General features: G+C 59.5%; 23 protein-coding genes. 4 read left to right on the top strand and 19 right to left on the bottom strand.

The window, feature by feature from the left end; translation table 11 throughout:
- Nucleotides 1–51 precede the first annotated feature (51 nt).
- From ACYQ54_RS12275 to ACYQ54_RS12290, 4 genes are all read right to left on the bottom strand, one after another.
- Entirely contained in the window at nucleotides 52–624 is a 573-nt protein-coding gene (locus ACYQ54_RS12275) for an N-acetyltransferase family protein (RefSeq protein ID WP_460082607.1), read from the bottom strand.
- Nucleotides 621–1,178 carry a helix-turn-helix domain-containing protein gene (locus ACYQ54_RS12280; RefSeq protein ID WP_460082610.1) on the bottom strand — a complete coding sequence of 186 codons (558 nt, stop codon included), beginning with the start codon at nucleotides 1,176–1,178 and terminating at the stop codon, nucleotides 621–623. The genes ACYQ54_RS12275 and ACYQ54_RS12280 overlap by 4 nt, the downstream gene beginning before the upstream one ends.
- 92 nt (nucleotides 1,179–1,270) lie before the next feature.
- Nucleotides 1,271–2,533 carry a beta-ketoacyl-ACP synthase II gene (fabF, locus tag ACYQ54_RS12285; protein ID WP_460082612.1) on the bottom strand — a complete coding sequence of 421 codons (1,263 nt, stop codon included), beginning with the start codon at nucleotides 2,531–2,533 and terminating at the stop codon, nucleotides 1,271–1,273.
- A 100-nt stretch (nucleotides 2,534–2,633) separates the two neighbouring features.
- A complete protein-coding gene (locus ACYQ54_RS12290) occupies nucleotides 2,634–3,053 on the bottom strand; it encodes a MarR family winged helix-turn-helix transcriptional regulator (RefSeq protein WP_460082613.1) in 420 nt (139 codons plus the stop codon).
- A 142-nt stretch (nucleotides 3,054–3,195) separates the two neighbouring features.
- Between ACYQ54_RS12290 and ACYQ54_RS12295 the strand changes: the two genes are divergently transcribed.
- Nucleotides 3,196–3,759 (top strand): HdeD family acid-resistance protein, encoded by a 564-nt coding sequence (locus ACYQ54_RS12295; RefSeq protein WP_460082615.1) that lies wholly within the window; start codon nucleotides 3,196–3,198, stop codon nucleotides 3,757–3,759.
- Nucleotides 3,760–3,902: 143 nt separating this feature from the next.
- On the opposite strand, the gene ACYQ54_RS12300 is transcribed toward ACYQ54_RS12295, so the two are convergent.
- The 10 genes from ACYQ54_RS12300 to katG form a co-directional block, all read right to left on the bottom strand.
- A complete protein-coding gene (locus tag ACYQ54_RS12300; RefSeq protein ID WP_460082617.1) occupies nucleotides 3,903–4,640 on the bottom strand; it encodes an anti-sigma factor in 738 nt (245 codons plus the stop codon).
- Nucleotides 4,637–5,185 carry a sigma-70 family RNA polymerase sigma factor gene (locus ACYQ54_RS12305; RefSeq protein ID WP_460084781.1) on the bottom strand — a complete coding sequence of 183 codons (549 nt, stop codon included), beginning with the start codon at nucleotides 5,183–5,185 and terminating at the stop codon, nucleotides 4,637–4,639. The genes ACYQ54_RS12300 and ACYQ54_RS12305 overlap by 4 nt, the downstream gene beginning before the upstream one ends.
- A 234-nt stretch (nucleotides 5,186–5,419) precedes the next feature.
- Nucleotides 5,420–6,208, bottom strand: a complete 789-nt coding sequence (locus tag ACYQ54_RS12310) for a DUF4394 domain-containing protein (protein ID WP_460082620.1) — start codon at nucleotides 6,206–6,208, stop codon at nucleotides 5,420–5,422.
- Nucleotides 6,209–6,458: 250 nt separating this feature from the next.
- Entirely contained in the window at nucleotides 6,459–7,163 is a 705-nt protein-coding gene (locus ACYQ54_RS12315; protein ID WP_460082623.1) for a pseudouridine synthase, read from the bottom strand.
- Between the two features lies 1 nt (nucleotide 7,164).
- Nucleotides 7,165–8,208, bottom strand: a complete 1,044-nt coding sequence (locus ACYQ54_RS12320) for a class I SAM-dependent methyltransferase (protein ID WP_460082626.1) — start codon at nucleotides 8,206–8,208, stop codon at nucleotides 7,165–7,167.
- Between the two features lie 57 nt (nucleotides 8,209–8,265).
- Nucleotides 8,266–8,853, bottom strand: a complete 588-nt coding sequence (locus ACYQ54_RS12325; RefSeq protein WP_460082629.1) for a GDYXXLXY domain-containing protein — start codon at nucleotides 8,851–8,853, stop codon at nucleotides 8,266–8,268.
- Nucleotides 8,853–10,211, bottom strand: a complete 1,359-nt coding sequence (locus ACYQ54_RS12330; RefSeq protein ID WP_460082630.1) for a DUF2157 domain-containing protein — start codon at nucleotides 10,209–10,211, stop codon at nucleotides 8,853–8,855. Before ACYQ54_RS12330 ends, ACYQ54_RS12325 begins: the two co-directional genes overlap by 1 nt.
- A gap of 471 nt (nucleotides 10,212–10,682) precedes the next feature.
- A complete protein-coding gene (locus ACYQ54_RS12335; RefSeq protein ID WP_460082633.1) occupies nucleotides 10,683–13,292 on the bottom strand; it encodes a DUF3141 domain-containing protein in 2,610 nt (869 codons plus the stop codon).
- 9 nt (nucleotides 13,293–13,301) lie between these two features.
- Entirely contained in the window at nucleotides 13,302–14,066 is a 765-nt protein-coding gene (gene fabI / locus ACYQ54_RS12340; RefSeq protein ID WP_460082636.1) for an enoyl-ACP reductase FabI, read from the bottom strand.
- Nucleotides 14,067–14,375: 309 nt separating this feature from the next.
- Entirely contained in the window at nucleotides 14,376–16,547 is a 2,172-nt protein-coding gene (gene katG / locus ACYQ54_RS12345; protein WP_460082639.1) for a catalase/peroxidase HPI, read from the bottom strand.
- 249 nt (nucleotides 16,548–16,796) lie between these two features.
- On the opposite strand from katG, the gene ACYQ54_RS12350 reads away from it, so the two are divergent.
- Nucleotides 16,797–17,720 carry a LysR substrate-binding domain-containing protein gene (locus ACYQ54_RS12350; protein WP_460082642.1) on the top strand — a complete coding sequence of 308 codons (924 nt, stop codon included), beginning with the start codon at nucleotides 16,797–16,799 and terminating at the stop codon, nucleotides 17,718–17,720.
- Between the two features lie 18 nt (nucleotides 17,721–17,738).
- Here ACYQ54_RS12350 and ACYQ54_RS12355 read toward each other — a convergent pair whose 3' ends face one another.
- The 3 genes from ACYQ54_RS12355 to ACYQ54_RS12365 form a co-directional block, all read right to left on the bottom strand.
- Nucleotides 17,739–18,917 carry an MFS transporter gene (locus ACYQ54_RS12355; protein WP_460082644.1) on the bottom strand — a complete coding sequence of 393 codons (1,179 nt, stop codon included), beginning with the start codon at nucleotides 18,915–18,917 and terminating at the stop codon, nucleotides 17,739–17,741.
- Nucleotides 18,918–19,050: 133 nt separating this feature from the next.
- Nucleotides 19,051–19,716 carry a class I SAM-dependent methyltransferase gene (locus tag ACYQ54_RS12360; protein ID WP_460082646.1) on the bottom strand — a complete coding sequence of 222 codons (666 nt, stop codon included), beginning with the start codon at nucleotides 19,714–19,716 and terminating at the stop codon, nucleotides 19,051–19,053.
- Nucleotides 19,717–19,861: 145 nt separating this feature from the next.
- Nucleotides 19,862–20,008, bottom strand: a complete 147-nt coding sequence (locus tag ACYQ54_RS12365; RefSeq protein ID WP_460082648.1) for a hypothetical protein — start codon at nucleotides 20,006–20,008, stop codon at nucleotides 19,862–19,864.
- An 85-nt stretch (nucleotides 20,009–20,093) separates the two neighbouring features.
- On the opposite strand from ACYQ54_RS12365, the gene ACYQ54_RS12370 reads away from it, so the two are divergent.
- Complete coding sequence (locus tag ACYQ54_RS12370) at nucleotides 20,094–21,008, top strand: LysR family transcriptional regulator (protein ID WP_460082649.1); 915 nt, start codon at nucleotides 20,094–20,096, stop codon at nucleotides 21,006–21,008.
- A gap of 61 nt (nucleotides 21,009–21,069) precedes the next feature.
- Here the strand turns inward: ACYQ54_RS12370 and ACYQ54_RS12375 are convergent, their stop codons facing one another.
- Both ACYQ54_RS12375 and ACYQ54_RS12380 read right to left on the bottom strand, forming a co-directional pair.
- Nucleotides 21,070–22,704 (bottom strand): hypothetical protein, encoded by a 1,635-nt coding sequence (locus ACYQ54_RS12375; RefSeq protein ID WP_460082650.1) that lies wholly within the window; start codon nucleotides 22,702–22,704, stop codon nucleotides 21,070–21,072.
- A gap of 225 nt (nucleotides 22,705–22,929) precedes the next feature.
- A complete protein-coding gene (locus tag ACYQ54_RS12380; RefSeq protein ID WP_460082653.1) occupies nucleotides 22,930–23,838 on the bottom strand; it encodes an alpha/beta fold hydrolase in 909 nt (302 codons plus the stop codon).
- Nucleotides 23,839–24,424: 586 nt separating this feature from the next.
- Between ACYQ54_RS12380 and ACYQ54_RS12385 the strand changes: the two genes are divergently transcribed.
- Nucleotides 24,425–25,129, top strand: a complete 705-nt coding sequence (locus ACYQ54_RS12385) for a ParA family protein (protein WP_460082656.1) — start codon at nucleotides 24,425–24,427, stop codon at nucleotides 25,127–25,129.
- The last annotated feature ends 122 nt before the right edge of the window (nucleotides 25,130–25,251 follow it).

The raw sequence follows: 25,251 nt of genomic DNA on the forward strand, positions 1-25,251 counted from the left end.
GAGGAATGACGATCCGATGAGCAGGACGGGCTGTGACGTTCTGCCGTTACCTCACCGCAAATCCTTGTAGAACACGGTCGTCGCGTCCAGATGGCCATGGCTGTTGTAGGCGTAATCCGGTATGACGCCAGCCTTCTGGTATCCGCAGGTCGGGTAAAGCTTTTCTGCCCTGTCTCCTGTAACCGTATCCAGCACCAGCATCCAGCGGTTCACAGACATCGCGAGCCCGTCGATAGCTGTCATCAGCTTTCTGGCAAGTCCCTTTCGGCGGTGGTCCGGATGGACCATAAGCTTGGCGACATCCGCCCGATGAGGCTGGTTGTCCGCACCGGCCTTCACCAGCATCACGACACCGGCTATCTCAGAGCCCTGACGGGCAGCGAGAAGAAAGGCTTCGCCACTCTCAATGGCCGGCAGTTTACCGGCCCAGAATGCTTCCGCCTTCTCCTGAGGCATCGGCAGAATAAAGCCAATCCCAGCGCCCTCTTCGACACATGTTTTCAGCAGTTGCCCCATTTCAGGCAAGGATTTGCGAACCTCGTCCGCGGACAGAAGATGGACAGGAGCTTCAGGCGCAAAGCCTGGCTCCTGAGCAGAGCCGGTATCGGGTTTGGAAAGGGTCATGGCGTGATCACCGTCAGGAAATAGCGGGCCGGTGAGCTGCCGGACGCATGGTAGCTGTTGGGGGCATTGAGACGGAACCGGAGCGCGTCACCAGGTTCCAGATCATAAGCGTCGGGACCAATGACCAGCCGCAAGGTTCCCTCCAGGAGCACGAGCTGATGCTCCAGATCCGGCACCGGTGGCGCGGCATAGGCAACGGTGGCACCGGGAGGAATGCGTCCTTCGATCATCGCCCCGCGGTAGCCGCTGGCAGCAGGCGTCAGTGTGCGGCGGACATAACCCGTCTCCGGATCCGTCCAGACAGCCTGCGCGTCCCTAGGGACAAGGCGCTCGACCGCCGCGGAAGCAGCTCCGAAGAGTTCGGCCATTGACAGTCCGAATGCGGCAGCGAGTTTTCCAAGCACGTTTGCGGTCGGGCTGGTATCGCCGCGCTCGATCCGCGAAAGAGTTGCCCGGCTGATGCCGGTGCGTTCGGCCAGTTCTTCCAGGGGCCAGTTTCTGGCCCGGCGCAATTCGGTCAGCCGCCGGGCGAGATCTTGATCGAGGTTCGACATCAAAAAATCCCATAAATGAGATTTTTCTCATATATGGGATTCTTCAATTTACAAAGCTCAAAGAATGAGCAGTGTCTGACGGTCGTTTAGTTTTACACTTTCGAGAACACCGCACTGGCGTTCACGCCACCAAAGCCGAAGCCGTTGGAAAGGATGTGGTTGACGTCGCGAGCAATGGCCTTGCCGGGGATCATTTCGAAACGGCTCATGGCCTCATCGACCGTTTCCAGGTTGCGGGAGGGCGGCAGCAGACCGCTCATCAGCGCCTTGACGCAGGCAATCGCCTCAACGGCTCCGGCAGCCCCAAGCAGGTGACCGAACATCGATTTCGACGACGACACCGCAAGGTCCTTGCCCCGGTTTTCAAACAGCTTGGTCAGCGCCGCGATTTCGGCGGCATCACCGACAGGTGTCGACGTGGAGTGTGCATTGACGTAGCCGATTTCACCTGGCGAGAGATTGGCTGTCGCCAAGGCCTGGCGCATCGCCCGAAGCCCCCCCTCGCCGTCGGGTGAAGACGCGGTCACATGATAGGCGTCGGCGCTGGTACCGTAACCGGCCAGTTCCGCCAGGATCGTGGCGCCGCGGGCCGTGGCGTGGTCATGATCCTCAAGGATCAGGATACCGGCGCCCTCCCCCATGATGAAACCGTCGCGGTCCTGGTCAAATGGCCGGGACGCATGGGCCGGATCGTCATTTCGCTTGGAAGACATGGCCTTGGCCGCGCAGAAGCCGGCATAGGAAACCTTGTCGATACAAGCTTCGGACCCGCCGGCAACCATCACGTCGGCTTCTCCCGAACGGATGATGCGGGCAGCGTCGCCAAGAGCCTGAAGGCTGGCGGCGCAGGCTGTTACCGGTGCGCCGATCGGCCCCTTGAGGCCATGACGGATAGAGACCTGCCCGGCAGCAAGATTGGCCAGGAAAGACGGCACCAGAAACGGCGATGCCCGGCGCGGGCCTTTTTCGTCCACCAGCCGCGTGCCTGCCGTCATGGCCGGAAACCCGCCGACACCGGTGGCAATGATCGTTCCGGTACGTTCCTTGTCCTTGTCGGACTTCGGCTCCCACCCGGCATGGGCAAGTGCCTCTTGAACCGCCCCCATGGCGAAATGGATGAAACGGTCGGAGCGGCGCTGTTCGCGCGGATCCATCACTGCATCGACATCAAAGCCATGTTCATCTTCCGCCTTCGAAGGGACCTCGCCTGCGATCCGGCAGGCCAGTTCGCCTGCATCGAAGTGGGTGATCTGGCGAATGCCGTTGTCACCTGCCTTCAGCCGGTTCCAGAAAGCATCTACCCCGGTTCCCAGCGGGGAAACGATCCCCAGTCCCGTTACGACCACACGCCGCATGTCTTACCTCGCATTGGTTTGCCAGCGCCCCCGCCCCGGCAGTCAAGATGTGTCGAGGCGGTTTGCCAGTCCGCCCGAAATTCGGTTTCATTCCGCTCGGCTAAAGCTCCGAGAGCCGTTTTAAGGTGTTGATGGCGCGCAGAAATTCCTCGCTGCCCAGATGACCCTTCACGTCTGCCTGTGCCTGCCGCCATAACGGGACGGCCTTGTTCAAAAGCTCCGTGCCTTTCGGCGTCAGCCGGTATTGCTTGCCCCGGCCGTCGCGGACCGGTTGCGAGGCCACCAGGCCCTTGCGCTCCAGCAGAGCCACATTACGGACCAGCGTCGTACGTTCCATGGACAGCCGCTCCGCCAGCCCAGCGGTTGTTTCGCCTTCGTATTTACGGATCGAGACGAGGACAGAGAACTGTCCGGCCGTCATGCCCACTGGCCGGGCGAGCTTGTCGTAATGCCGGCTGACTGCACGTGCAGCCTTGCGGGCGTTGGCCAGAACGCAGAGCGAAAAGTCGTCTTCTTCCATGGGGGCTTTGTGTGCATATACACATCAATTGTCAAGTCACAGTCTGACGAGCCCAAGCTCCAGCAATTTTACATCAGGATATTGCGTTTATTTGCAAAGGGGTTACGGTTTGTATCGACAACCGGAGCGTGAGGAGGTCAAAATGACAGATGCTGTTCAGGCTGTAGAGGATCTGAAAAAAAAGATCCAGGATAACTGGGGCTGGTTTCTGGCGCTTGGCATTGCGCTTGTCATAGGGGGCATCATCCTGATCGCCGCTCCGCTGGCAACCTCGGTTGCCGTGACGATCCTGATCGCGGCCGTGCTTTTCATCGGCGGCCTGGTTCAGATCTACAATTCCTTCAAGACACACGGCACCGCCAGTTTCCTCTGGAACCTGATCACCGGCGTCATCGCCGTGATCGGCGGGATCGTGATTTATGTGAACCCGCTGGCGGGAACCATCGCACTGACGCTGGTGATTGCTGCGATTTTCGTGGCGCAGGGCATCAGCCAGATCCTGCTGGCCTTCAAGCTGAAGCCCCATGAGGGCTGGGTCTGGGTGTTGATCGCCGGGCTGGTATCACTTGCGGCAGGCGTCATGATCTGGCTGGAGCTGCCGAGTTCCGCAGCCTGGGCGCTTGGGCTGCTGGCTGGCATTTCCGTGATGCTCAACGGATGGAGCTATATCGCGATCGCCCTTGCGGCAAAGGCTACCAAAGCCTGAATTTGCAAATTCCGCCAAACTGGAAACACCCGGCAAACCCAGTTTGCCGGGTGTTTTCGTTAGGTCATGTCAAGGACCGGGCTGTCTTCGGAAAAGGCCATACCATTGCGGGCGGCCTCACCCGGCACCTCCCGGGCCCAAGATCACCTGGGTTCTCTTGCATGGCCCTTGCCGAGGATCGGACCAGTGGGCAATCCGGTTGGAGAACCACCGGGCTGTTCAAACGTGATCTCGTAAAGCTGATCAGGTTTTGGCACCGGCAACCCGGCGGCCTGCAGAAGGGTCTGCTTAGGTTCGTCGAAGATACCGACGGAAACCGGCGGCCCATCCGGATCCGGTTTGGTCCAGAGCTGCAGGATCGTGCCCGCAGGCACGTCCGTCTCGCCAAGCAGGGTAACCTGGGTGGCATTGTTCTCAGCACCCTCGATCATCGCGACCGGCTGACCGGCGTCGTTGACGAGAACGGCGATCACTTGCGGTTCGACGGTCGTCATCAGGTTCCAGGCAAGCGCGATGGCCAGTACGAGGCTGGCCGCCAGGCTTGCGGCCGTTGTCCATAGAAGCGGTCTGCCCCTCCTCTGTCTCTCGGACTGGAGATCAACCGGTGCCCCAACATCGCTGTCGTTTGTCTGGGGCTGCACAAGGCTCTCTTCCAGGGCGTCTAGACGCCTTTCAACACGATGCCAAAGGCTGTCCGGCACGGCTACGCGGGGCGTTGCTGCGTCAAGGGCGGCAAATCGCTGACGGGCAAGTTCCACGAGAACGGCCAATTCCGGCTCCTTCATCAGGCGATCTTCCACTTCGCGCTGTTCCTCGGGATCACACAGGCCAATGACAAATTCGTCGGCAAGTTCGGCAAGGTCTCGACGGGCTGTTCTCATGACATGCACTCCCGAAGGGAGGTCAGGCCACGGCGCACCCATGCCTTCACCGTTCCAAGGGGCGCGGACAAACGGCCGGCAATCTCACCATGGGTGTACCCCCAGATGTAAGACATCAGCACCGCACTGCGCTTTTCGGTTTCCAGCCGCCCGAGACACCGCCGCAACTCGCTGTCGTGCCCCAGCATTTCCCAGGCATCGTTCAGGTCGCTGCCGTCGATCTGCCGCTCCAGCTTGTCGTCATCGGTTGCCGCTTCGCGGGCCCCGTCGCGCAGCATGTTCAACGTCCGGTTCCGCAGAACCGCATAGATCCAGGCACGGCCCGATCCCTTGCGGGGATCGAATTGGGGTGCCTTGCGCCAGATCAGGACCAGCGCATCCTGCAGGGCATCTTCGGCAAGGTCCTGCCTACGCAACATGCGCCTGGCAATGCCGAGCATTTTAGGGCCTTCCAGTTCAAGGATCTGGCGCAGGGCCTGACGGTCCTTGCGCGCACAGGCGGCCAGAAGGGCCGCGTGATCCACTTCGCTTACGCTCTCCGGCATATCCAGCACGTCGGTCTCACTTGTTCAAACTCACCAGGGCTTCTGACTGCTACGCATCAGCAGCGTTGCCGGACCAATCATGCCGAAAAAGGACCGGAGCAGCCCAGGGTGGGTGGTCCAGGCTGCTCCGGCAATCGGCTTTGCGGACCAGGTGGGAACGGTCCACAAAGCCTAGAGCATCTCTGTTCATTCAGCGGGCTGAAGATGCTCCATTAGCTTGTTTTCGGATGGGTGTTACATCGCCGTCATGAAGGTGATGTCGCGCAGCGGCCACTCGAGGCCGCCCAGTTCCCAGCTGCCGGTAACCTTGCCGGTTTCCAGAGAAACGGTGTGCAGCCAAGTGCCCGTTGCGAGCCAGGCCTTGTTGTTGCCTTCCGCATCGGTTGCCACATCGAAGGCATAGGTCTCGGCTGCGTCCACCCCCAGCTTGCCAACGGCTGCGAGAGTGCCGTCGTTCGGCGACGTCTGGCGGATAACCGCATTGATGGTCGCGTCGATGTCATACATGGCCGTGGTTTCCGGCTGGCCATAGGAATTGATGTAGGCGGCAGCAACGATGTTCGGCGCCTCGCCCGCATGCATGTCCTTTTCCTCGAAGGCCAGGCTGCCGTCGACGGTCACCTTGCCGCTTTCGATATCAACGCGGTGATTGGTCAGGCCTGTCATGAACCGCAACTTGTCGGCCTTGGGATTGAAGTCTACGATGACAGGCTGCCCGTCCTTCAGTGGCAACATCTTGTCCATCTTGGAAATCACCGTTGCCGCGCCGGTCTTCGGATCGATCTCGACGATTTCGTGTGCGGTACTGACGCCAATCAGCTGCCCCGTCGCCGGACGCAGGTCGATGCCGAGCAGGCTTTCGACACCGGAAACTTCCATGGTCTGCGTGACCTTGCCGGAATTGCTGTCGATGACCACAAGCGTCTTTTCGCCGGCGAGGCCGATCGCAGGGGTCGCATGCGCGGCGCCGGCGGCAAGAACAAGGGTAGATGCTGTCAGAAGTGTACGTGCGAAAAGGGGCATTTCAGATCTCCGTCTTCATAAGCAGGAGGCATCGGACTGGCCTCACATCCCGGAAACACGGCAGATCGAATTTTGGATGCAGCTGAAAAATCTTTTTTCGAGATTTAGACAAGACTCAGCGATTGAGTCCGGTCAAAGCCGCAAAGACAGTTCCGCTAAATCCTTGAATACAAATATGTTTACAAAACAGAGGTTCGGCCTCAGAAATTTTCGAGGCAGGTAAAAAAAGAAGTTTCCTAACGGCGGCGCCTCACTCGCTTTCGAAGATGCGCGTCTTTTCCTCTTCGGAAAGCACTTTCCACTGCCCCTCTTCGAGCCCTTCCAGGCCCAGACCTCCGATATGACTTCTTGTCAGGTCGGTCACGTGATTGCCCGTTGCGGCGAACATGCGGCGGACCTGGTGATACCGACCTTCATGCAGGGTAAGGCGGGCATGGGTCTCGTCTGTCACGTCAAGTTCCGCCGGCTTCAGCGGCTTGTCTTCGCTTTCCAGCATCATGTCACCAGAGGCAAACAGCGCCGCTTCGTCGCCCTTCATCGGACGGTCGAGCGTCACTTCGTAGATCTTGGGAACTTCGGATTTCGGCGAAATGACACGGTGCAGGAACGTGCCGTCATCGGTAAACAGCAACGCCCCGGACGTTTCCTTGTCCAGACGGCCGATGGTGGACAGCACAGGCTTGCGCATGCGGAACCGGTCCGGCAGCAGGTCGTAGACCAGCCGCCCCTGATCCTTGATGGAACACGTATAGCCAAGCGGCTTGTTCATCAGAATGACAACCCCGTGCGCGGGATCGAGCGGCTCATCATCGAAGAGAATGTCTTCGTGAGCAGTTTTCGCGTCGGCCTTCAACCGATTGCCCTCCCGGTCGGTGACCCAACCATTGCGGATCGCGAGCTGCATTTCCTTCCGGCTGCCATAGCCGAGATTGGCGAGGAGTTTCACAAGACGCATGTTAACGTCCTCCCTTGCCCTTGATGGCCCGGATCACCTTGTAGCCACCTTCGTCGGCGAGCTGTTTCACGTCGGCGAAGACCTCGCCAAGCGTATGCTCGTAGGGAAGGTGCCGGTTGGCCACCATGAAGAATTCGCCTCCTGGCCGAAGCCCCCTGGCAGCGGCACGGATGAAGCCCTGACCGACATCGGCGCGATCAGCCTTGCCGGCCTGATGGAACGGTGGATTGGAAACGATGAAGTCGTAAGGCCCTTCGATGCCTTGGGTCACGTCCGACCAGATGCCTTGCATTGTTCTGAGCCCCTTGAAGGCTGCCAGGTTCTGTTCGGCCAGGTCCAGCGCACGCTTTTCGGCTTCATAAAGATCCATCGACGTGACCTTGGGAGCTTTCTCGAAGACGGCACGGGTCAGATACCCAAAGCCCGCTCCAAGATCAGCCCCCCTGCCCTTCAGCGTTGCCGGCACAAGGTCCGCCAGAAGTCTGGAGGCCGGGTCGATCCTGTCCCAGGCGAAGATGCCCGGACGGCTGACGAATGCGCCGTCAAGCACGGGCCGTGGTGCATCGAGCGTCAGCCATTCAGCAAGAAGTGCGGTGTTGAAGCGGTCATCGGAAAGCTCACTCCAGACAACCCGGCACTTGTTCTTGGTCATTTTCTCGGCGCTGCCCAGAAGCTCCCGAAGATCGCTTTCCAGCGTCTTGGCACCCTCGGTATTGGGTGCGCAGGCCATGACGATGCCGCCCGGCCGTGTCTTGGAAACCGCGCGGGCAAGCTGTGCCCTTGCTTCCTGACGCTGACGACCCGGTAGAACAAAAACAGCATCGAAGCCATTTTCTTCAGTGTCTGCCTGGACCTTCAACCCGGATTTTCGCAGTGCATCCCGGTCAGGTGCAAAGCTCTGTTCGCAAACAAGATCGGCATTCGCCAGCGCAGCAAGCGGACGTCCCGCCCTGGCGCGCAGGAACAGGACACGGCTCTTTTCGGCAAGCTCGACGGCCCCGCTTTCAAGAGGCAATACGAGGGTATCGAGCGCGGGATCGGACATGGTGGTCTTTCAGACGGGTTTAAGCTGACGCGCTCATACCGCCAGAATGGCCGAACGTCAAAAGATCGCGTCGGATCGAAATGCCTTGCCGTCCACCAGAAGGTTCACTGGCAGGGACCTGCCGTCTTCGGCAAGCGAGACTTCCAGCAGAATGCGCGATCGGTCCATACGCTCGATTTCGAGTCCCTCTCCCTCGGGAAGGAAAAAGGCGTCGATGCCGTAATCCACCCTTATCTCGTCATCGAGCACGGTACGAATCGTGCCCGCAATGGCGAGGTCGCCGGCTTCTGATCGCTCCCGTGCGATCAACACCGGCTCCGCGGCGCCTGATCCCGCGGTCCCTGATCCCCCGGAGGTCAGACCGACGAAGACGCGATCTCCCGATTGGAGTTGGTCGGCCCCGGGCACGGTCTTGGAAATGGTGCCGATTGCAAGATTGATCACCACATAATCCCCACGCAGCAGATCTCTCGGGTCCACCGGGACCACGGCCAGAGACACCGTATTTCCGCTGTGTTGAACGTCCAACCGGTCGAACAACGGGATTGATATGAGGCCAAGCTGGATCAGCGCCAGAAGCCCCCAGCGCAGCCAGGCGGAGCGGAACATCGAATAACCGGAAGACGTTTCGGTTGCCGTGGTCATCACTGGGCCTCCCCCGTCATTTCCCCTTGAGAGGGCGAGCGGTTACCGCGCCTCAGAACACGCGCCAGCCAAAGAGCCATCCCCAGAAGCAGCACACCCGCGACCAGGAAGAACAGCGACTGCCCAAGCAGGGATCCAATGGTTACCTGAAGCAGCCAGAGTGCGACCGCAGTCAGCCCCAGATAGGCACAAAGCATCCAGAACCTGTTGTTGTACCAGGTGCCAAGCGCACAAAGGCCGATCAACGCCGCCAGAACGAAAGCCGCCAACACGAGAATATTTGCGGTCAGGACCGGCATCAGCGCGGCCGCCAGCGCCAGACCGGTCGCCCCGAAAAGCGCCCCCGATTTGGCTGTCTTGTATGAGAGCAGCAGACCGGTCACCAAAAGAGCCATCGCAACTGCCAGCGGCACCAGGGCTGGAAGCGTCGCAAGCCCGTTCAGCGAGGGTTCGTCCGCAACCTCGGGAACAAACACCAGCGCCAGCACCACCAGCACGGACAGCACAAGAATACCGACATCCTGAAGCGATCTTGCCATCAGCCAGTGGCCATGACTGCGCATGGGGCGGTCGCTGGACCACTTCACGAAGAGATCTGCAACCGGATCGAGCAACATCATCGCCGCCGCCAACCCGCCGGTCCCGGCCAGGAACATTGCCGTAATGAAGTCGTCGCTGGAACTCATCAGCTCCGCCGTTTCACCGAACCAGCGGCCATACGTCACCCATAGCAGCGAAATTGCAGCCCAGCGCGAAAGTCGCGCCGGGTGAACCACCGGATGGAGGAAAACAGCCACCAGAAGAAGAAGCCCTATGAGATCTTCCAGAAGTGGCGCCGACCCGAATTCGGACCGCATGACCTGCCAGGTGATGGCAGCGCCTGCTGCCACGATCAGCGATGTCTTCGAGCCGGTCAGCCAGGCAGCGGCCAGCGCCCCCAGGCAGACAAGGAAAGCGCCCCCGGGCCAGTCGGCAGGCAGGTGAAAGATCTGTCCGACCAGCGCCATGCCGCCGAGAAAAACCAATGTCGCAAAGCCTGTCGCGAGATCGGCAATTCCCTTTCGTCCCCTCGTGGAAGCGAAAGCCGCCAGCCCGTTGCTTGCCACAACCAGCAAGGCGATGCCGACGAGCTTCACGGACTTCGGGATCGCACCCCAGTTTGCGGCAATGAACGCCAGCAGTGCCAGGGCCACGCAGACCATGCCAATTCCGGCAAGGGCCATGGGCAGACGAGAACGGCCGTCGTCCTGATCCTGTTCCTTCAAAATGGCAGTAGCCCCTGAGGAGCTAACCCAGCCCTTCGCGACCCATACTTCCAGGTCGTCCTTCAAGCGTTTCTTATAGGCCCAGTCGAACATGCGGCTCCGCCAGTTGTCTTTTCAAAGTCCTGTCGCAGAGCGGTTACCGTTGCCGGGCCGTTGGAGCAGACCGCTCCGGAAGGTTTCCATTCCAGCCAAACAACCGGAAATCCGGGCTGCGTAAGGCTCTGCATTGAACAAGAAGTAGGCATTCCGGTGGCGAATAGGAAGTTCGTGTTTCGCCATCACGCTTGAGCGTAGCGAAAAACGCAAAGAAAACAGAGCTGGAATTTGGCCTGTCGACATTCCTTGGCCAACCGGTGAACCGGCACTTGTGAGTAGCCCCGATATCGTTATGCTTAACGCATCAATCCAGCAAGTTGGGTCCTGAGTTTCCATCTCTGCCGGTTTGCCGAAATCATGCCTTAGCCTGCTAAGCAAAACACCGTTTCAGATCAGAGCCAAACTCCAACAATAATTCCAGGGGGGCTCTGTGGGGAGCGTCCGAGAGGCCCGGGCGCTCCCCTTTTATTATTCAGCCGGCTCTTGGGACTTCTTCGCAGCGCTGCGCGGTTTGCGCGAGGCGCTTGTCTTGCGGGCCGTCGTCTTGCGCGCGGACGGTTTGCGAGGCGAGGATTTGCTCGGTGCCGCAGCAGCCGAAGCTGCCCGTACCGGCGTTTTACTGGCCGCCTCTTTCTGTGCAGCCCTGGCGTCTTCCTTGCCCGGCTCGACCGCCACGTCCGTCGCAGCCAGCGGATCTTCCGTGACGTCTCCTGACACAGGCGGCAGGCCAAGCACCTCGTGGAACTGCTGCAGGGTTTCCATGGTATGCGGCGTCATTTCGTCTATGGCGCCGGGGATGAACCTGACGACCTTGGCCGCAAGTTCCCGCTCTTCCCTGGTTTTCAGAAGCTTGGGCAGGGTTTCGATCGCCTGAGCCGGTGCAAATTCGACGATCATCGTCTGTTCCTGAAGAATGAAGCTGCGTTCGTCCGCTGTCAGCGACTTGAACGGCTCGTCCTGCGTCAGAACACGGGCAGACCTTTCCAGACGGTCGCGGCGGACGTTGCCCCGGCTGTCGGCGAGCAGGATCAGCATGCGGATGACGGCTTCGCAGAAACCACCTTCCTCGATATGCATCAGCGCGGCCTGAACCGGCGGCAGGCTGCGCAGTTCGTCCTTGCGTTTCAGCGTCCGACCCGGTTGCTTACTGCGGCCGAACCAGCGCATGTAGGGTGTTCCCCAGATCGAATAGAACAGGTTTTCGTAGGCGGTGTCGCGCAGATCCCGATAGAGATCCATGGACTGTTCGACCAAGGCTGCATTGACCTTCTCCAGTTCGACAAACGGATTGCCTGCACTGGCCGGCGACCTCTCGTTTCTGGCCCGCTCGGCAATGCCCGGCAACCAGCCAAGCGCCGGATTGAGGCTGGAGAACAGCGCGCGCTGCATTCTGAGCGGGTGGGTCTTGCGGCGCAGATCCGCACTCTGCTCGGTCACGAACGCCTGGACGAAAGGACGTACACAGACGTCGTAGAATTCAGCCTGTTGCTCCGACGCACGGGCAACGGCGGCGAAGGGAATTTCATCGTCCCGGCCATCATCGATCTTCGTCAGGTCTTCCATCTTGCGTTCATGGAAGCTGACGGTGAATTCCCGTTCAAGCAACGGGCCTTCATAGTCGTCGATGGTCATTTCATAGAGACCCGGAGCCAGCGCCTCGATCGTCTTCAGCGTCGAGGTGACTTCCGTGTGCTCTTTTTTGGCAATTTTGGAAGACACGAAAATGCCGAGATGGCCGACCTGTTCGTGGATCATATAGATGATCCGCTGCCCACGAATGGCGATTTCCCGCTCGTCCGTATAGGTATCGATGATCCAGTTGAGGGCCTGCTGCGGCGGGGTGATGTTGTCGCCGTAGCTGGCGAAAACGATGATCGGCGCGCGGATGTGCTTGATGTCGACGTTGCGGCCGGGTTCAAGCTGCGCCTCGTTCTTGGAAAGACGGTTGCCGACGAAGAGCTGTTCGACAATCCATTTCATCTCCGCTTCGTTGAGCAGGAAGTACCCGCCCCACCAGCGTTCAAACTCCAGAAACCGCTTCGGCTCGGTATCGATCTTTGAATAGAGATCATAGTACTTGCCGAAATAGTTCCGGGCCGGATTGAGCAGTTCGAAATTCTGCACGATGTCGGCGCCATCGAAGATGCCGTGGCCTAGGTCGGAGTAGTACATGGCATTCCACGTACCGCCCAGAACACCGGCATTGTAGCGCATCGGATTTTCACCGACCCGGCCGGCCCAGGTGGAGACAGGCGCCCCATTGAGAATGATCGGTCCGGTCAGATCCGGGTTCGTGGCCGCCAGCAGCAGCGTCGCCCAGCCACCCTGGCAATTGCCGGTGACGACCGGATTGGGGGCTTCCGGGTGGAGTTCCATAACCTTGCGCACAAATGCCGCTTCGGCATGAGTCACGTCTGCCAGCGTCTGGCCTTTTTCCGGCATGCGCTTGAAGGCCACGAAGTAGACCGGGTGACCGTCGTGCAGGGCGACGCCTACCTGGCTGTCCGGTTTGAAACCTCCGATCCCGGCGCCATGTCCCGCCCGCGGATCAATGATAATATAGGGCCGTTTCCAGGGCTTCGGGTCGCGGCACGGCAGGTCTGCCGGCGGAATGATTTTCAGCAGCATGTAGCAGCTTGGACGCGGCAGATCGGCACCGTCCAGAACCACTTCGTAGTCATAGACCAGAACCGGCGGACAGCCGGCATCCTCGTGGTCCAGAAAGTTGTCGCCACGCTGACGAAGGGTGTCCATTGTGAGGACCACACGCTGGGAGACATCCTGCCAGTAATCCTCCCAGGCCTCAAAGAGAGACCCCTTTTCCTGCGCACCGCCCATGGCTTCCACGGCCTTTCCGAATTCGGAAACATTCGCCTGCCAACGGGCCTTGTGGTCGTCGGAAATCCTGGTCAGGTGCTTGGTCAGCCCCCTGCCCATCAGCTCCGCCAGGTTGGACAGCTCCGTCGCCTGCGCCTGCAGGGCCGTAAAGCGTTCAGAAGGCCCCCAGGCAGTGGCGTCGTGCAGCGAGTCCAGAAATGCGTTCTGGCCTTTTTCAAGCGCATCAAAAATGTCCTTCATCAGGACCTCCTATCCAAGAATGCTGTAGCCGCCGTCGATCGGGTGCACGACCCCGGTGACGTTGAACGCCTCCCGGCTGGCAAGAAAGGCGGCATAGGCCCCGACGTCGTCGACCGTGGCCAGTTGATGTGTCGGCGCGCGTTCAGCCGCGTCGTTCAGAAGTGCGTCGAATTCGGCGATGCCGGAGGCAGCACGGGTCTTGAGCGGACCGGGTGACAGTGCGTGGACCGAGATCCCCTTCGGTCCAAGTTCGGCTGCCGCGTAGCGGGTGGCCGCTTCCAGTGCGGCCTTGACCGGACCCATGACGCCGTAATTTTCGACCACCTTCTGGGCGCCCATGAAAGACACAGTGATGCAGGTACCGCCCTGGGGCATGAGTGGTTCGGCCCGCTTGATAAGCCTCAAAAAGGAATGCACAGACACATCCATGGCCAGCGAAAAGCCATCGGACGAACAGTCGATCACACGGCCGTGCAGGTCTTCCTTTTTGGAGAAGGCGATGGAATGGAGCAGGGTGTCTAGACGGCCCCATTTGGCTTCAATCATGGAAAACAGGTCATCCATCTGCGCGGTATGGCGCACGTCGAGCGGGGCAATGATGTCCGCTTCCAGTTGTTCGGCGAGAGGCCGCACGTAGGCTTCGGCACGTTCGTTCAGATAGGTAATCGCCAGATCCGCGCCCTGCGCACGCAATGCCCTGGCACAGCCATAAGCGATGGACTGATCGTTGGCGACGCCGACAACAAGGGCCTTTTGACCCGTCAAATCAAACATATGCGCACAGCTCCCGAACCTCAGGACCAGCAGACCGGAAGGAAACCGGCAAGCCACCACTCGTCGCTGTCTCAAGCGCAACCTGAAACCGCTTCGCAGTGCAACATAAACCTTGTGACCGAACAATGACCTTTTCAAGGAAGTAAGGGTTAGTGCTGATGGAAATCTTCTGCTGCAACGCAAAATCAGCATTCCGGCAACCGTCGGAACGTGTATCAATCTGCTTGACTGATCCACCCCGCCAAAGAAAACGGCGCCCCGGAGATCCCGGGGCGCCGCCATTCGTTTCAAATTGCCATAACGGGTCTTTTAGTGCAGGTCGAACCGATCCGCGTTCATGACCTTGGTCCAGGCTTCAACGAAGTCCTGCACGAACTTCTCGGCGTTGTCATCCTGAGCGTAGACTTCCGCATAGGCCCGCAGGATGGAGTTGGAGCCGAAGACCAGATCAGCGCTGGTTGCGGTCCATTTCAACGTGCCCAGCTGACGGTCACGAACTTCGTATGTGCCGTCGGCAACCGGATGCCAGCTGTTGGCCATGTCGGTGAGGTTGACGAAGAAGTCCGTGGTCAGAGCCCCTTCGCGGTCGGTGAAGACGCCATGCTTGGTGCCGCTATGGTTGGTTCCCAGCACGCGCAGGCCGCCTACAAGGACAGTCATTTCACGCGCGGTCAGGCCCAGCAGCTGCGCACGGTCGAGCATCATCTCTTCCGGGCTGACAACGTATTTTTTCTTCTGCCAGTTACGGAAGCCGTCGGCGAGCGGTTCCAGAACCTCGAAGGACTCCGCATCCGTCTGTTCATCGGTCGCGTCGCCGCGGCCCGGCGCAAACGGAACGCTGGCGTTGTAACCAGCGGCCTTGATGGCCTGTTCCAGTCCGACGTTTCCGGCCAGAACGATGACATCGGCAATAGAGGCACCGCTCTCGGCAGCAATCGGCTCAAGCTTGGCCAGAACCTTTGCCAGCCGGGTCGGCTCGTTGCCTTCCCAATCCTTCTGCGGCGCCAGACGGATGCGCGCACCGTTGGCACCGCCGCGCTTGTCGGACCCACGGAAGGTACGGGCGCTGTCCCACGCGGTCGCGATCATCTCGGCGGCGGACAGGCCGCTGGCGACGATCTTAGCTTTCACCGCATCCACATCGTAGGACGTGGAGCCGGCCGGGATCGGGTCTTGCCAGATCAGGTCTTCAGCCGGAACATCCGGACCTAGATAATTGACCTTCGGGCCCATGTCGCGGTGGGTCAGCTTGAACCAGGCGCGGGCAAAGCAATCCCGGAAATAGGCCTCATCAGCCATGAACTTCCGGCAGATCTCGTTGTAGACCGGGTCCATCTTCATGCCCATATCGGCATCGGTCATCATCGGATTGCGGCGGACCGACGGGTCGGATGCATCAACCGGCTTCTTGTCTTCCGGCATGTTGACCGGTTCCCACTGCCAGGCACCTGCCGGGGACTTGCGCAGTTCCCAATCATAATTGAACAGGTAGTCGAAGTAGCCCATGTCAAACTGGATCGGGAATTGCGTCCAGGCACCTTCGATACCGGAGGTGAAGGCATTGGCAGCCTTGCCGCCCTGTTCGGTGTTCGCCCAGCCGAAGCCCTGCGACTCGACGCCGGCAGCTTCCGGCTCCACACCGATACCTTCGGCAGACCGGTTGCCGTGGGCCTTGCCGACGGTGTGGCCACCACAGGTCAGTGCGGCGGTTTCCTCGTCGTTCATCGCCATGCGCTTGAAGGTTTCACGAACATGCGCTGCGGTTCTGACCGGGTCCGGCTGGCCGTTGACGCCTTCCGGGTTCACGTAGATCAGGCCCATGTGGATTGCCGCCAGCGGGTTCTCCAGCGACGTTGCATCATCGGCGTTTTCGAAACGGTTCTCGACCGGCGCGAGCCATTCCTTTTCCGAACCCCAGTAGACGTCGGTTTCCGGACCCCAGATGTCTTCACGGCCGAAACCGAAACCGAAGGTTTTGAACCCCATGGATTCGTAAGCCATGTTGCCGGCCAGAATGATCAGATCGGCCCAGGACAGCGCATTGCCGTATTTCTTCTTCACCGGCCACAGCAGGCGGCGGGCCTTGTCGAGGCTGGCGTTGTCCGGCCAGGAGTTGAGCGGAGCAAACCGGATGTTGCCGGATCCTGCGCCACCGCGGCCGTCCTGCATACGGTAGGAACCGGCGGAGTGCCATGCCAGTCGGATCATCAGACCGCCGTAATGGCCCCAGTCAGCCGGCCACCAGTCCTGGCTTTCGGTCATGAGCGCGCGGACATCGGCCTTGACCGCCTCGTGGTCGAGACCCTTGACGGCTTCACGGTAGTTGAAGTCCGGGTCCATCGGGTTGGTGCGCGCACCGCGCTGGTGCAGGATGTCGAGGTTCAACGCATTCGGCCACCATTTCGTAACCGGCTTGTCCATCGCCGTGTTGCCGCCGTGCATTACAGGGCATCCGCCTGTCTTTTCCACTTTAGCGTCCATAACTCTCTCCACTTAAATCTGAAACGTTCGATTATTCGGGCCGCGTGAGACGCCCGTGATATCCGCAGACCCGCATGAGCCCAGGACAGATCGGTATGCTCAAATCTCCCAAAATCTCCGCGCACAAAAGCCAGCCGGCGTTGCAAGGGGTGTTTGCAGCCACCTGATCCTGTCTGTGCAAATTGACGCTAGCAAAGGGATGTGATCAGAGGAAGTTGAATTTTCTGATAAGTTCGATAAGTTAAACTTATGATCAATATCACCCTCAAACAGTTACGCTATTTCGAGGCTCTTGCCCGTCACGGCCATTTCGGCAAGGCAGCAGAGGCTTGCGCCATTTCGCAGCCGGCCCTGTCCATGCAGATCAAGGAAATGGAAGAGGTGCTCGGTGCCACCTTGTTCGAACGTGGAGCCCGACAAATCCGGCTGACACATTTTGGTGAAGTCGCCGCCGAGCGTGCCCGCGACATCCTGCGGGCCACCGAAGAACTGGGGGACCTAGCCAGGGCATCGCGTGAAAGACTCGTGGGACGCCTACGCATCGGCGTCATTCCGACGGTTGCCCCCTATCTCCTGCCTAGCGTCGTCGGGGCCTTGACGAAAAGTTATCCGGAACTGGACATTCACGTACGCGAGACGGTGACACCAAACCTGATCGACGAACTGGACGAAGGCCGCCTCGACACAGCCATCGTGGCCTTGCCGGTGTCCGAAGGTACACTTGCCGAAACGGCTCTTTTCAGCGAGCGCTTCGTGCTCGTGCGGTCGGCACGCGAAGCCAATGCGCCGCTGCCGAGCGCCGACAGTCTGCGCGAGATGCGCCTGCTTCTATTGGAGGAAGGCCATTGTTTCCGCGATCAGGCCCTCTCCTTCTGCAATCTGCAGTCCGGCCCGCCGCGTGAAGTTCTGGATGCAAGCTCCCTGTCCACGCTTGTTCAGATGGTCAGCGCCGGCATGGGCGTCACGCTGATCCCTGAAATGGCCGTTCCCGTGGAAACCCGCTCCGCATCGGTAGCCATTTCACGCTTCGAGGCCCCTGAACCGACCCGGACCATCGGCATGGTCTGGCGGCGACGAAGCCCACTGGCGGCCCAGCTCACGGAGATCGCGGATATCGTCAGACGGTCAGCCGAAGGGTTGACGGCCCTGCGGGACCAGCCGGCAATCAGCTGATCTGCCGTCCCCTTTGCGTCATGCCTGCACAGCCGAGCGCCGGAAGGTCATTGCCCCCAGCACCGCCATGGTGACGGCAAGTCCGAGCAGGACAGACCGCGCGTCGTCTCCGGCCGCAAACACGGCGACGATAAGACCGGCCAGTGGCTGCGACAGATTGTTGAGACAGATGATGGCGCCGGTGGTCTTGCCGAATTCCTCCGGCGGAATGATCTCCTTGCGCAGGGTGCGCACATAGATGTTGAACATCTTGTCGAACCCGGCAATCAGCAGGAAACCTGCCGCATAGATCAGCGGATGGGCACCGAGGCCCGTCAGCACCGCTCCCGTGCAAATCAACCCATAAGCTGTCAGACCGAGCGTTTTCAAACCGAGCGCCACATGGGCCGTCAGAGTGAGGACAGCAAGCGTCGCAAGGGCTCCGCCGACCTGTAGCCAGGCGTAGACCTGCTCACTCTGACTGAAAAAGCCGGTCATCATGGCAGCTGCCGTTGCCAGCGTGGCCCCGATGATCAGATTGACGCCGGCGGCCTGCAGGATTGCCCGCGTCAGCCCGGGCAATGTCCAGACCAGCTTGAGCGCGTGAATGAGGTCCGCCACGGGATGACGGGAAACGCGCTTGTCGGGTGCCGCCTGCATGCGCGTCTGACCGGGCCAGAAGTGGAAGGCAAGGTCGGCCAGCACGAACAGGACCGTTGCCAGCACCACCACAGCCTGCCATGGCCAGAACGCCATCAGGTAAGCGGCCACCAGAGGACCGAGCACGACGCCCATTTGCGAGGCAAGCTGACCGTAACTCGCCACTTTTTCGAAGCGCTGGTCGGAAAACGCGCGCACCAGCACCATTTCGAGCGCCAGCATACCCTGCGTGGTGAATACGCCGACGACTGCAGACAGCCCGATCAACCACCAGACGCCGCCGAAAGCAAGCTGGCCGGCAATACCGACAATACAGGCCAAGGCCCGCAGGATGCGGCTTATGCGCAGCAGCAGGATCGGCGAAAACCGGTCACACAGAATGCCCGCGAGGGGAAAGGTCAGATAACGCGGCAGGGTTTCGAAGAAGAAGGCCAGACCGGACCACGCAACATCCCCGGTGATCTGGAAAATCACCAGCGGCACCAGAAACAACAGGATCTGATCGGCCAGTACCGTCAGGAACATGGACGCGAAAAAGGCGCGATCGCGGACGAGCATTTTCAGCTTTCAAGGGAACAGTTGCAGAGAGGTACATCACACCTAGCACCCCAAAAGCTGTTCCGCAAGTCGCCACAGACAGCCATTTCAATCGATTTAATGAGCAAGCGGCAAGCCTCTGCCACAAGCCCCGTCAGAGCTTCCTGGCGACGACAAACCGGCTGTAGGGAGCGGGATAGGTTCCTGTCTCGATGATTTCGAACCCGGCGGACCGGACCTTCTCTTCCAGCATCTCGAACGAAAAGAACCGGACAAACGGTGCCTTGCCGAACAGTTGCATCACCTTGATGAGGGGCGCAAACAGCCAGGCACGTCTTTTCAGGCAAACGGTCTTGGAGATGTAGAGACCACCCGGCTTCAGGAGATGATGGATGCGGAACAATGTGTCCTCGGCGTTTTCCACCAGATGCAGGAAGTTGAAGGCCAGCACGGCATCGTACCCGGCTTCACCCGGTTCGACCTTGTCACTGAAAACATCGGCAACGGCAAACCTCAGGCCTTGCGGAAGACCTTCCGCACCCGGCCCGTCCTTCAATTTCGCCTCGGCAATCTCGATCATGCCACCTGCAAAATCGGTGGCGAGGTAGGACCTTACATTCCCCGCCAGCAGCAGCGCGGTCGATCCGGTGCCGCAGCCAAGTTCCAGAACGCTGTCCTGCGGTCCCAGATGTTCCCTGATCCGCTCCAGCGTCTTTTCATAGGCCTCCTGATTGCGGATCGGAGACGCCGCATATTTGCGTGCGGCCTTGCTCCAGAAGCCGGCGGAAGACGGCATTTCATTGGTCCATGTTGTCGCCATGGTTGAAGTTCCATTCCTGACAGATAAGTGGAGGCAGCGGTGGTCGGTCGAAACTGCGCCAACCGCAAATATGACAGCCGGCACAAAGGCTTCCATGCTTCGAAGCAGCTCCGAAACATCAGTTGTCCGAAGCCCCCGTAACCCGCTATTTCTTCTTCTTGCGGCCGCCGCGAAGGCCTATCTGATGAAGAATGTCACGACCGATATCTCGGCCGCCAGTGGGCGAAGCCAGGAACTCCAGAACCGAAAGAACGATGTTTGCCAAATGGATCATCACAGATGACGGGCTCATTGGCGTCTCCTTTCGACTAGAAAGGTACTTGGTTCAGAAATGAATGAGAATTGCCGAAATCCGGCTAGTTGATATACATATTTGCATGAATTGGCAGACCATCACATTTGACTGGAACCAGGCCCGTGCCTTTCTCGTGACAGCAGAGGAAGGGTCCCTGTCCGCTGCGGCCCGAGCGCTTGGACTGACCCAGCCCACGCTCAGCCGTCAGGTGGCCGCGCTTGAAGAGACGCTTGGCGTGACGCTGTTTCAGCGAGTTTCCAAGAGCCTGATCCTGACAGAAGCGGGGATCGAGCTGGCTGATCATGTGCGCGCGATGGGAGATGCGGCCAGCCGGATCTCGCTTGCGGCGTCCGGCAAGTCGCAACAGGTCGAAGGGTTGGTGACCGTTTCAACGACGGATCTGATGGCAGCTCATGTTCTGCCCGGCATTTTGCGAGAGTTGCGCGAGAAGGCACCGGGTGTGGAGGTGAAGGTCCTTTGCACCAACAGCCTGAGTGACCTGCGCCGGCGTGAGGCGGATATCGCCATTCGTCACGTGGAACCGGACCATCCCGATCTCTATGCCCGCAAGCTTCGCGCCGCTCCGGCGCGTATCTTCGGAGCCAGATCACTTGTCGAGCAGTTCGGTCGTCCGCTGACAAGGGAAGATGCGCCGGACCTCGATTTCATCGGTTTCGACAACAACGAAGAACTTGTCGGATACCTGCGCGCCTTCGGGCTTAAGGTGAGCGAAGCCAATATTCGTCTGGGGTCGCCGAGCGGGGTCGTCGCCTGGGAATTCGTCCGCCAGGGCCTCGGACTTGCCATCATGGCCGACGAAATCGCCGCCCGCTTCCCCGAGATCGTTCCGGCCTTTGCCGATATCGAGCCGGTTTCCTTCCCGATCTGGCTGGTCACCCACCGCGAACTGCACACCAGCCGGAGGATCCGCGTGGTGTTCGATCATCTGGCGGAGGGGCTGCTGAAGGTGAAGCCGTCAGCGGTGGGAACCCTGTAAGCCCGCAAGCTGACGCGCTTCTTCCACGACCGGAAAGCACTGGATCAGCGCTTGGCCCAGCTCACGCCGCCTTGGCGCGGCAGAGGCAGCTTGCGCGAATGGGAATGTCGGCACGTGCGATCGCCTGGTCGAGCAGCAGCTTCACATGCGGCAGCTCGACCTTCTCCGAACGCCGGACAAGACATTCATGCAATCCGTGCAACGCCCAGACATTTCGCGGATGCTGACTCGGACGCGGCAATTTACCGTCCAGGCCCAGGTCTGCACGGTAGACTGCTTCAGCTTCCTCATACTTGCCGGCTTCCATTAGAAGTGCACCCAATGCATGGCGGGTCGGCTGTGGCCAGGACCACGGCTCCTCGTATTGGAGACCGTCGTCCAGGTCGACGGCATTGCGAAGATGGGCAAGCCCCTCTTCCTTCCGTCCAGCCTTGAAGGCGACTTCTCCCTTCATCATTTCCTCGGCAACCGCAAGCACGTCTCGTGCGGTGTTATTGAAGAGCATCCGGCTATCCGGCACTTCCGCGTAGGCCGCCGTGAAATCGGCCATGGCAGCCAGGGCATCCTCATGACGTCCGAGATTGGCCAGAGCGATGGCCTTCGCGTAGTAGATCAGCGCGTTGGTCGTGACATAAAGTTCCTTGTCTGCGGGTTGCTCGAGCTCGAGGATTTCCGACCACATTCCGAACCGGATATAGACATGCGGTGCGGCGGCCACAAAGGTTTCAAAGACATCCGGGTATGACCGGACAACTTCGTCGGGCACCTCGTCACGCAGCCGCTCGACGGCCTCCACCGCGGCGGCCTTCCTGCCAAGAAACATTGCGCCGTAAAACGCGAAATGCAGATTGTGGATCCGGTACAGCGCATAGAAATTCGCCGGGCCCGCGTAAGCCTTGAACTTTTCGTCGACCTTGGCTGCGGCGAGGTTGCGATACAGTACATTCTGGTAGTCGCCGCAAAGAACATCGATATGCGTTCCCATATGCACCAGATGGCCCGCATCCGGCACCAGATCCTTCAACCGGTCGCCATGGCGCAACGCCCTTTCAGGGTGCGGCGACATTTCCATCAGGTGAATGTACATGTGCAAGAGGCCCGGATGGTCCCAGGCAGCCGGAGTCCGGTCAAAAGCTTGTTCCAGAACCGCGACCGCCTCAGTCGTTGAAGCTTCCGGGTTCGGGACGCCCGTGTGAAAGTCCCACAACTGCCAGGGGGTGCGATTCATCAAGGCCTCGGCATAGATGCACGCAACATCCAGATCATCCCTGTTGGCTTCGTAAACGGGTTTCATCGCTTCCGCGAAGCCATCGTTGAAGGGCTGATAGTCTTCGATTTCCGGATCTGTGGGATATCGCGACGCCAGAGCCTCGATCAGCGCACGCTCCACCGGCTTGGCCTCCTTCAGCGCCCTTGCAGTGGCAAGCGCGGCGTGAGCACGTGCCAGCGCGGGCCCCTTTTCCTCGGGCGTGAAGATTTCCCAGGCCTTGTTGTAATTCGGACCAATACCGTAAGCGATGCCCCAGTGAGCCAACGCGCATGCCGGGTCGGCCGCCACCGCCTTTTCGAAACAGACAATCGCCTCTTCGTGGTTATAGGCAAAAAGCCAGACCAGACCGCGGTCAAACCAGACTTGCGCCGCCGGTACGGACGTCACCGCACGCGAGTAGCAGCCGAGATCAAAATACTCCGACATGATAAATCCCCCTGATACGCAGCTCCATCTCAAGGATCGAGGCTGACAAGCCGAAAAACGGCAGTTTCGAGCCATCGTCGAGGTGACAGGCATTCGTGCCTTGAGGGCAGTTTGAAGCTAAAGGTGACGTAAGGGCAACTATAAAAGCATTTCAAGTATCATCCAGCGCCCGGCAGATTGTTTCTGCCGAACCACTTTCGATCCTGAACAACACCGCCCCTTCGCCTAACCCAGCATCCAGTTGAGTATCAGTCGCCAGTCGGTCATGCGGATGGGGGTGCCGTGGGTGCCGGTGTCAAACAGGGTGAACTTGATCGGGTAATTGGGAGCCCGTGTCTTGATCTGTTTGAAAAAGTTCGCCTGGTCTTCCCAGTTGTAGACCTGATCCATCGTCCCCTGCCCCATGTAGATCGGCACATTGCGCCCCAGCGCACCGGAGGACAGGAAATTCGGATCCTTCGGCGAGCCGAGCAGCAGGATACCGGAAAGCATGCTGGCGTAATTGGCGTTCTTCACCAGGTTCCAGCAGATGATGCCACCCATGGATCCGCAGGCTACAACGACCTTGGCGCGGGGTGACAATTGCTTTTGATACTGGATCAAGGCTGCCACATCCGCGGTTCCGCGATTGTCGAAATTCTTCACGTCGACGGTCAGGTAAGCGCCGCCGTTCCTGACCATCAGGTTCTGAACCCGGTTGAAGTTGCCGCCGAAGGAGACATCGTTCATGCCCTGAAAGCGGTTTCCACCCTGCCCGTGAATGTAAATCACGATGGCACTGGCTCCGCCCTTCCAGTTGCCGGTGCCCATGAACTCGACCAGCCGGCCATTGGCCTTCAGTTCGCCGCTACCGCGACCACGTTTAGGCTTGTAGGAAACATAGTTTCCATAGACCCGGCGCTCATCGACTTCGTCCCGGTCGCGCAGGTCACGTTGTTTGGAATACTCAACAACGATGAAATCGCCGTCGTAAAGCGTCTCTGTAACCTTCTTGTATCGGAACAGCCTGTCCTTGTAAGGCTTCAGGGCTTCCGCCTGGGCGAAACCAGCTGTCCCCACGTATACTAACACCCCGCAAAGCAGAAGTTTCCGGATCACGCAGGCCGGGCGGGAGTTGAAAAATCGGTGCAGCATGTGGCGTCCTTCAAGGCGCGGATCAAAGATATAATACTGATCCCAAAGCATCTGGCGTTCAATTCAACGCGGACAAGTGCCCCGAATACCATGAGACCGGTCAACAGGCGGCAGGCGACCGATTCAGCCAGCCCTTCCGCTCCGACAACCTACGCGGCACCCAAGGCGCATGCAATCGGCGGCCTTCCGAAATTCGGCGGGACATCGCGCCGACCCAAACTAAAAACGTTCAGCGAGCCGCTGTTGCAAATTCGTTGGTGCAGACCGTTCCCTGCGACTAATCGCGGCTTTTAGACAGACCCTTGCAAATAGTGCCAAGGTGTTTTGCAGGTCGTTATCCACAAATCCTAACGTTTGTTGAATAAGTCTGCTGCAAAATGCGAATTTAAGGATTTGGTAACCATAAAAATCCAAGACTGCCAGACAGATAGGCTCGCAAAGGGCCATCGGCGACACAAGCGGATTTGCAACGGAACATACGGAAACCCGCTGACGGATCGCCTCCAAAGTGTTGGGGCAGCTTTCGACACGCGCTCGCAGACGCAAGTTGCTCCAGACATTGCTCGGCTAGGTCAGGAGAACCCAGATGCCAGTCATTTCCTTCGCAAACGCAAAGGGCGGCGCCGGAAAAACCACGGCGGCCCTGCTGCTGGCGACAGAAGTCGCGGCACGGGGAAAACGCGTCACCATCTTCGATGCGGACCCGCAGAAATGGATCTCGAAGTGGTACGAGCTGCCAAGAAAGAGCCCGGGCATCAATGTCATCAGCGAAATTTCGCCAGCCTCCGTCACGGAGCAGATCACGCTAGCTGCCGAGACCTCCGATTATGTCATCGTCGATCTTGAGGGCACGGAAAACCTGATCGTCGCCAATGCACTGTCGGTGTCCGATCTGGTGGTGGTGCCGATCCAGGGGTCTTCCATGGACGCCCGCGGGGGTGCGAAGATCCTGACCCTGATCAAGAAACTGGAAAAAATCGTCCGCCACGATATCAAGCATTGCGTGGTTCTGACCCGTACCAACGCCGCGGTGACGACCCGCGCCATGAAGGCGGTGCAGGACTTCCTCTCCGCCCAGAACATCGATGTCCTGATGACGCCGATTGTCGAGCGAGCCGCATTCCGCGACCTCTTCGAATTCGGTGGCGGTCTCTCCGGTCTCGACACATCCCTGGTGTCCGGTGTTGGCAAGGCGCGGGAAAACGCATCGCTGTATGCGGCGGAAATCCTGGAACGGGCGATCTCCGTGCCGAAGAAACGCTGGTACAACGTCTTCAAGCGGGCAAGCTGACAGCTCAGGATCAAATCATTTCCAAAAGAGGCTGTGGTGCAAACCGCAGCCTTTTTTAGGGCCGCGTGCCCAGGACCCGCCCGGCTTCTTCATCTGCGTCACGCCCACAGCCCAGCTTCAGT

This window comes from Roseibium sp. LAB1, from assembly GCF_054658235.1.

Coding starts and splice junctions, on each gene's coding strand:
- ACYQ54_RS12380 (WP_460082653.1), bottom strand. CDS start 23,838: ATGCTGCACCGATTTTTCAACTCCCGCCCGGCCTGCGTGATCCGGAAA.
- ACYQ54_RS12355 (WP_460082644.1), bottom strand. CDS start 18,917: ATGCTCGTCCGCGATCGCGCCTTTTTCGCGTCCATGTTCCTGACGGTA.
- ACYQ54_RS12305 (WP_460084781.1), bottom strand. CDS start 5,185: ATGCCGGAGAGCGTAAGCGAAGTGGATCACGCGGCCCTTCTGGCCGCC.
- katG (WP_460082639.1), bottom strand. CDS start 16,547: ATGGACGCTAAAGTGGAAAAGACAGGCGGATGCCCTGTAATGCACGGC.
- ACYQ54_RS12280 (WP_460082610.1), bottom strand. CDS start 1,178: ATGTCGAACCTCGATCAAGATCTCGCCCGGCGGCTGACCGAATTGCGC.
- ACYQ54_RS12360 (WP_460082646.1), bottom strand. CDS start 19,716: ATGGCGACAACATGGACCAATGAAATGCCGTCTTCCGCCGGCTTCTGG.
- ACYQ54_RS12365 (WP_460082648.1), bottom strand. CDS start 20,008: ATGAGCCCGTCATCTGTGATGATCCATTTGGCAAACATCGTTCTTTCG.
- ACYQ54_RS12350 (WP_460082642.1), top strand. CDS start 16,797: ATGATCAATATCACCCTCAAACAGTTACGCTATTTCGAGGCTCTTGCC.
- ACYQ54_RS12370 (WP_460082649.1), top strand. CDS start 20,094: ATGAATTGGCAGACCATCACATTTGACTGGAACCAGGCCCGTGCCTTT.
- ACYQ54_RS12320 (WP_460082626.1), bottom strand. CDS start 8,208: ATGTCCGATCCCGCGCTCGATACCCTCGTATTGCCTCTTGAAAGCGGG.
- ACYQ54_RS12275 (WP_460082607.1), bottom strand. CDS start 624: ATGACCCTTTCCAAACCCGATACCGGCTCTGCTCAGGAGCCAGGCTTT.
- ACYQ54_RS12325 (WP_460082629.1), bottom strand. CDS start 8,853: ATGACCACGGCAACCGAAACGTCTTCCGGTTATTCGATGTTCCGCTCC.
- ACYQ54_RS12315 (WP_460082623.1), bottom strand. CDS start 7,163: ATGCGTCTTGTGAAACTCCTCGCCAATCTCGGCTATGGCAGCCGGAAG.
- ACYQ54_RS12290 (WP_460082613.1), bottom strand. CDS start 3,053: ATGGAAGAAGACGACTTTTCGCTCTGCGTTCTGGCCAACGCCCGCAAG.
- ACYQ54_RS12330 (WP_460082630.1), bottom strand. CDS start 10,211: ATGTTCGACTGGGCCTATAAGAAACGCTTGAAGGACGACCTGGAAGTA.
- ACYQ54_RS12300 (WP_460082617.1), bottom strand. CDS start 4,640: ATGAGAACAGCCCGTCGAGACCTTGCCGAACTTGCCGACGAATTTGTC.
- fabF (WP_460082612.1), bottom strand. CDS start 2,533: ATGCGGCGTGTGGTCGTAACGGGACTGGGGATCGTTTCCCCGCTGGGA.
- ACYQ54_RS12295 (WP_460082615.1), top strand. CDS start 3,196: ATGACAGATGCTGTTCAGGCTGTAGAGGATCTGAAAAAAAAGATCCAG.
- ACYQ54_RS12335 (WP_460082633.1), bottom strand. CDS start 13,292: ATGAAGGACATTTTTGATGCGCTTGAAAAAGGCCAGAACGCATTTCTG.
- ACYQ54_RS12375 (WP_460082650.1), bottom strand. CDS start 22,704: ATGTCGGAGTATTTTGATCTCGGCTGCTACTCGCGTGCGGTGACGTCC.
- ACYQ54_RS12310 (WP_460082620.1), bottom strand. CDS start 6,208: ATGCCCCTTTTCGCACGTACACTTCTGACAGCATCTACCCTTGTTCTT.
- fabI (WP_460082636.1), bottom strand. CDS start 14,066: ATGTTTGATTTGACGGGTCAAAAGGCCCTTGTTGTCGGCGTCGCCAAC.
- ACYQ54_RS12385 (WP_460082656.1), top strand. CDS start 24,425: ATGCCAGTCATTTCCTTCGCAAACGCAAAGGGCGGCGCCGGAAAAACC.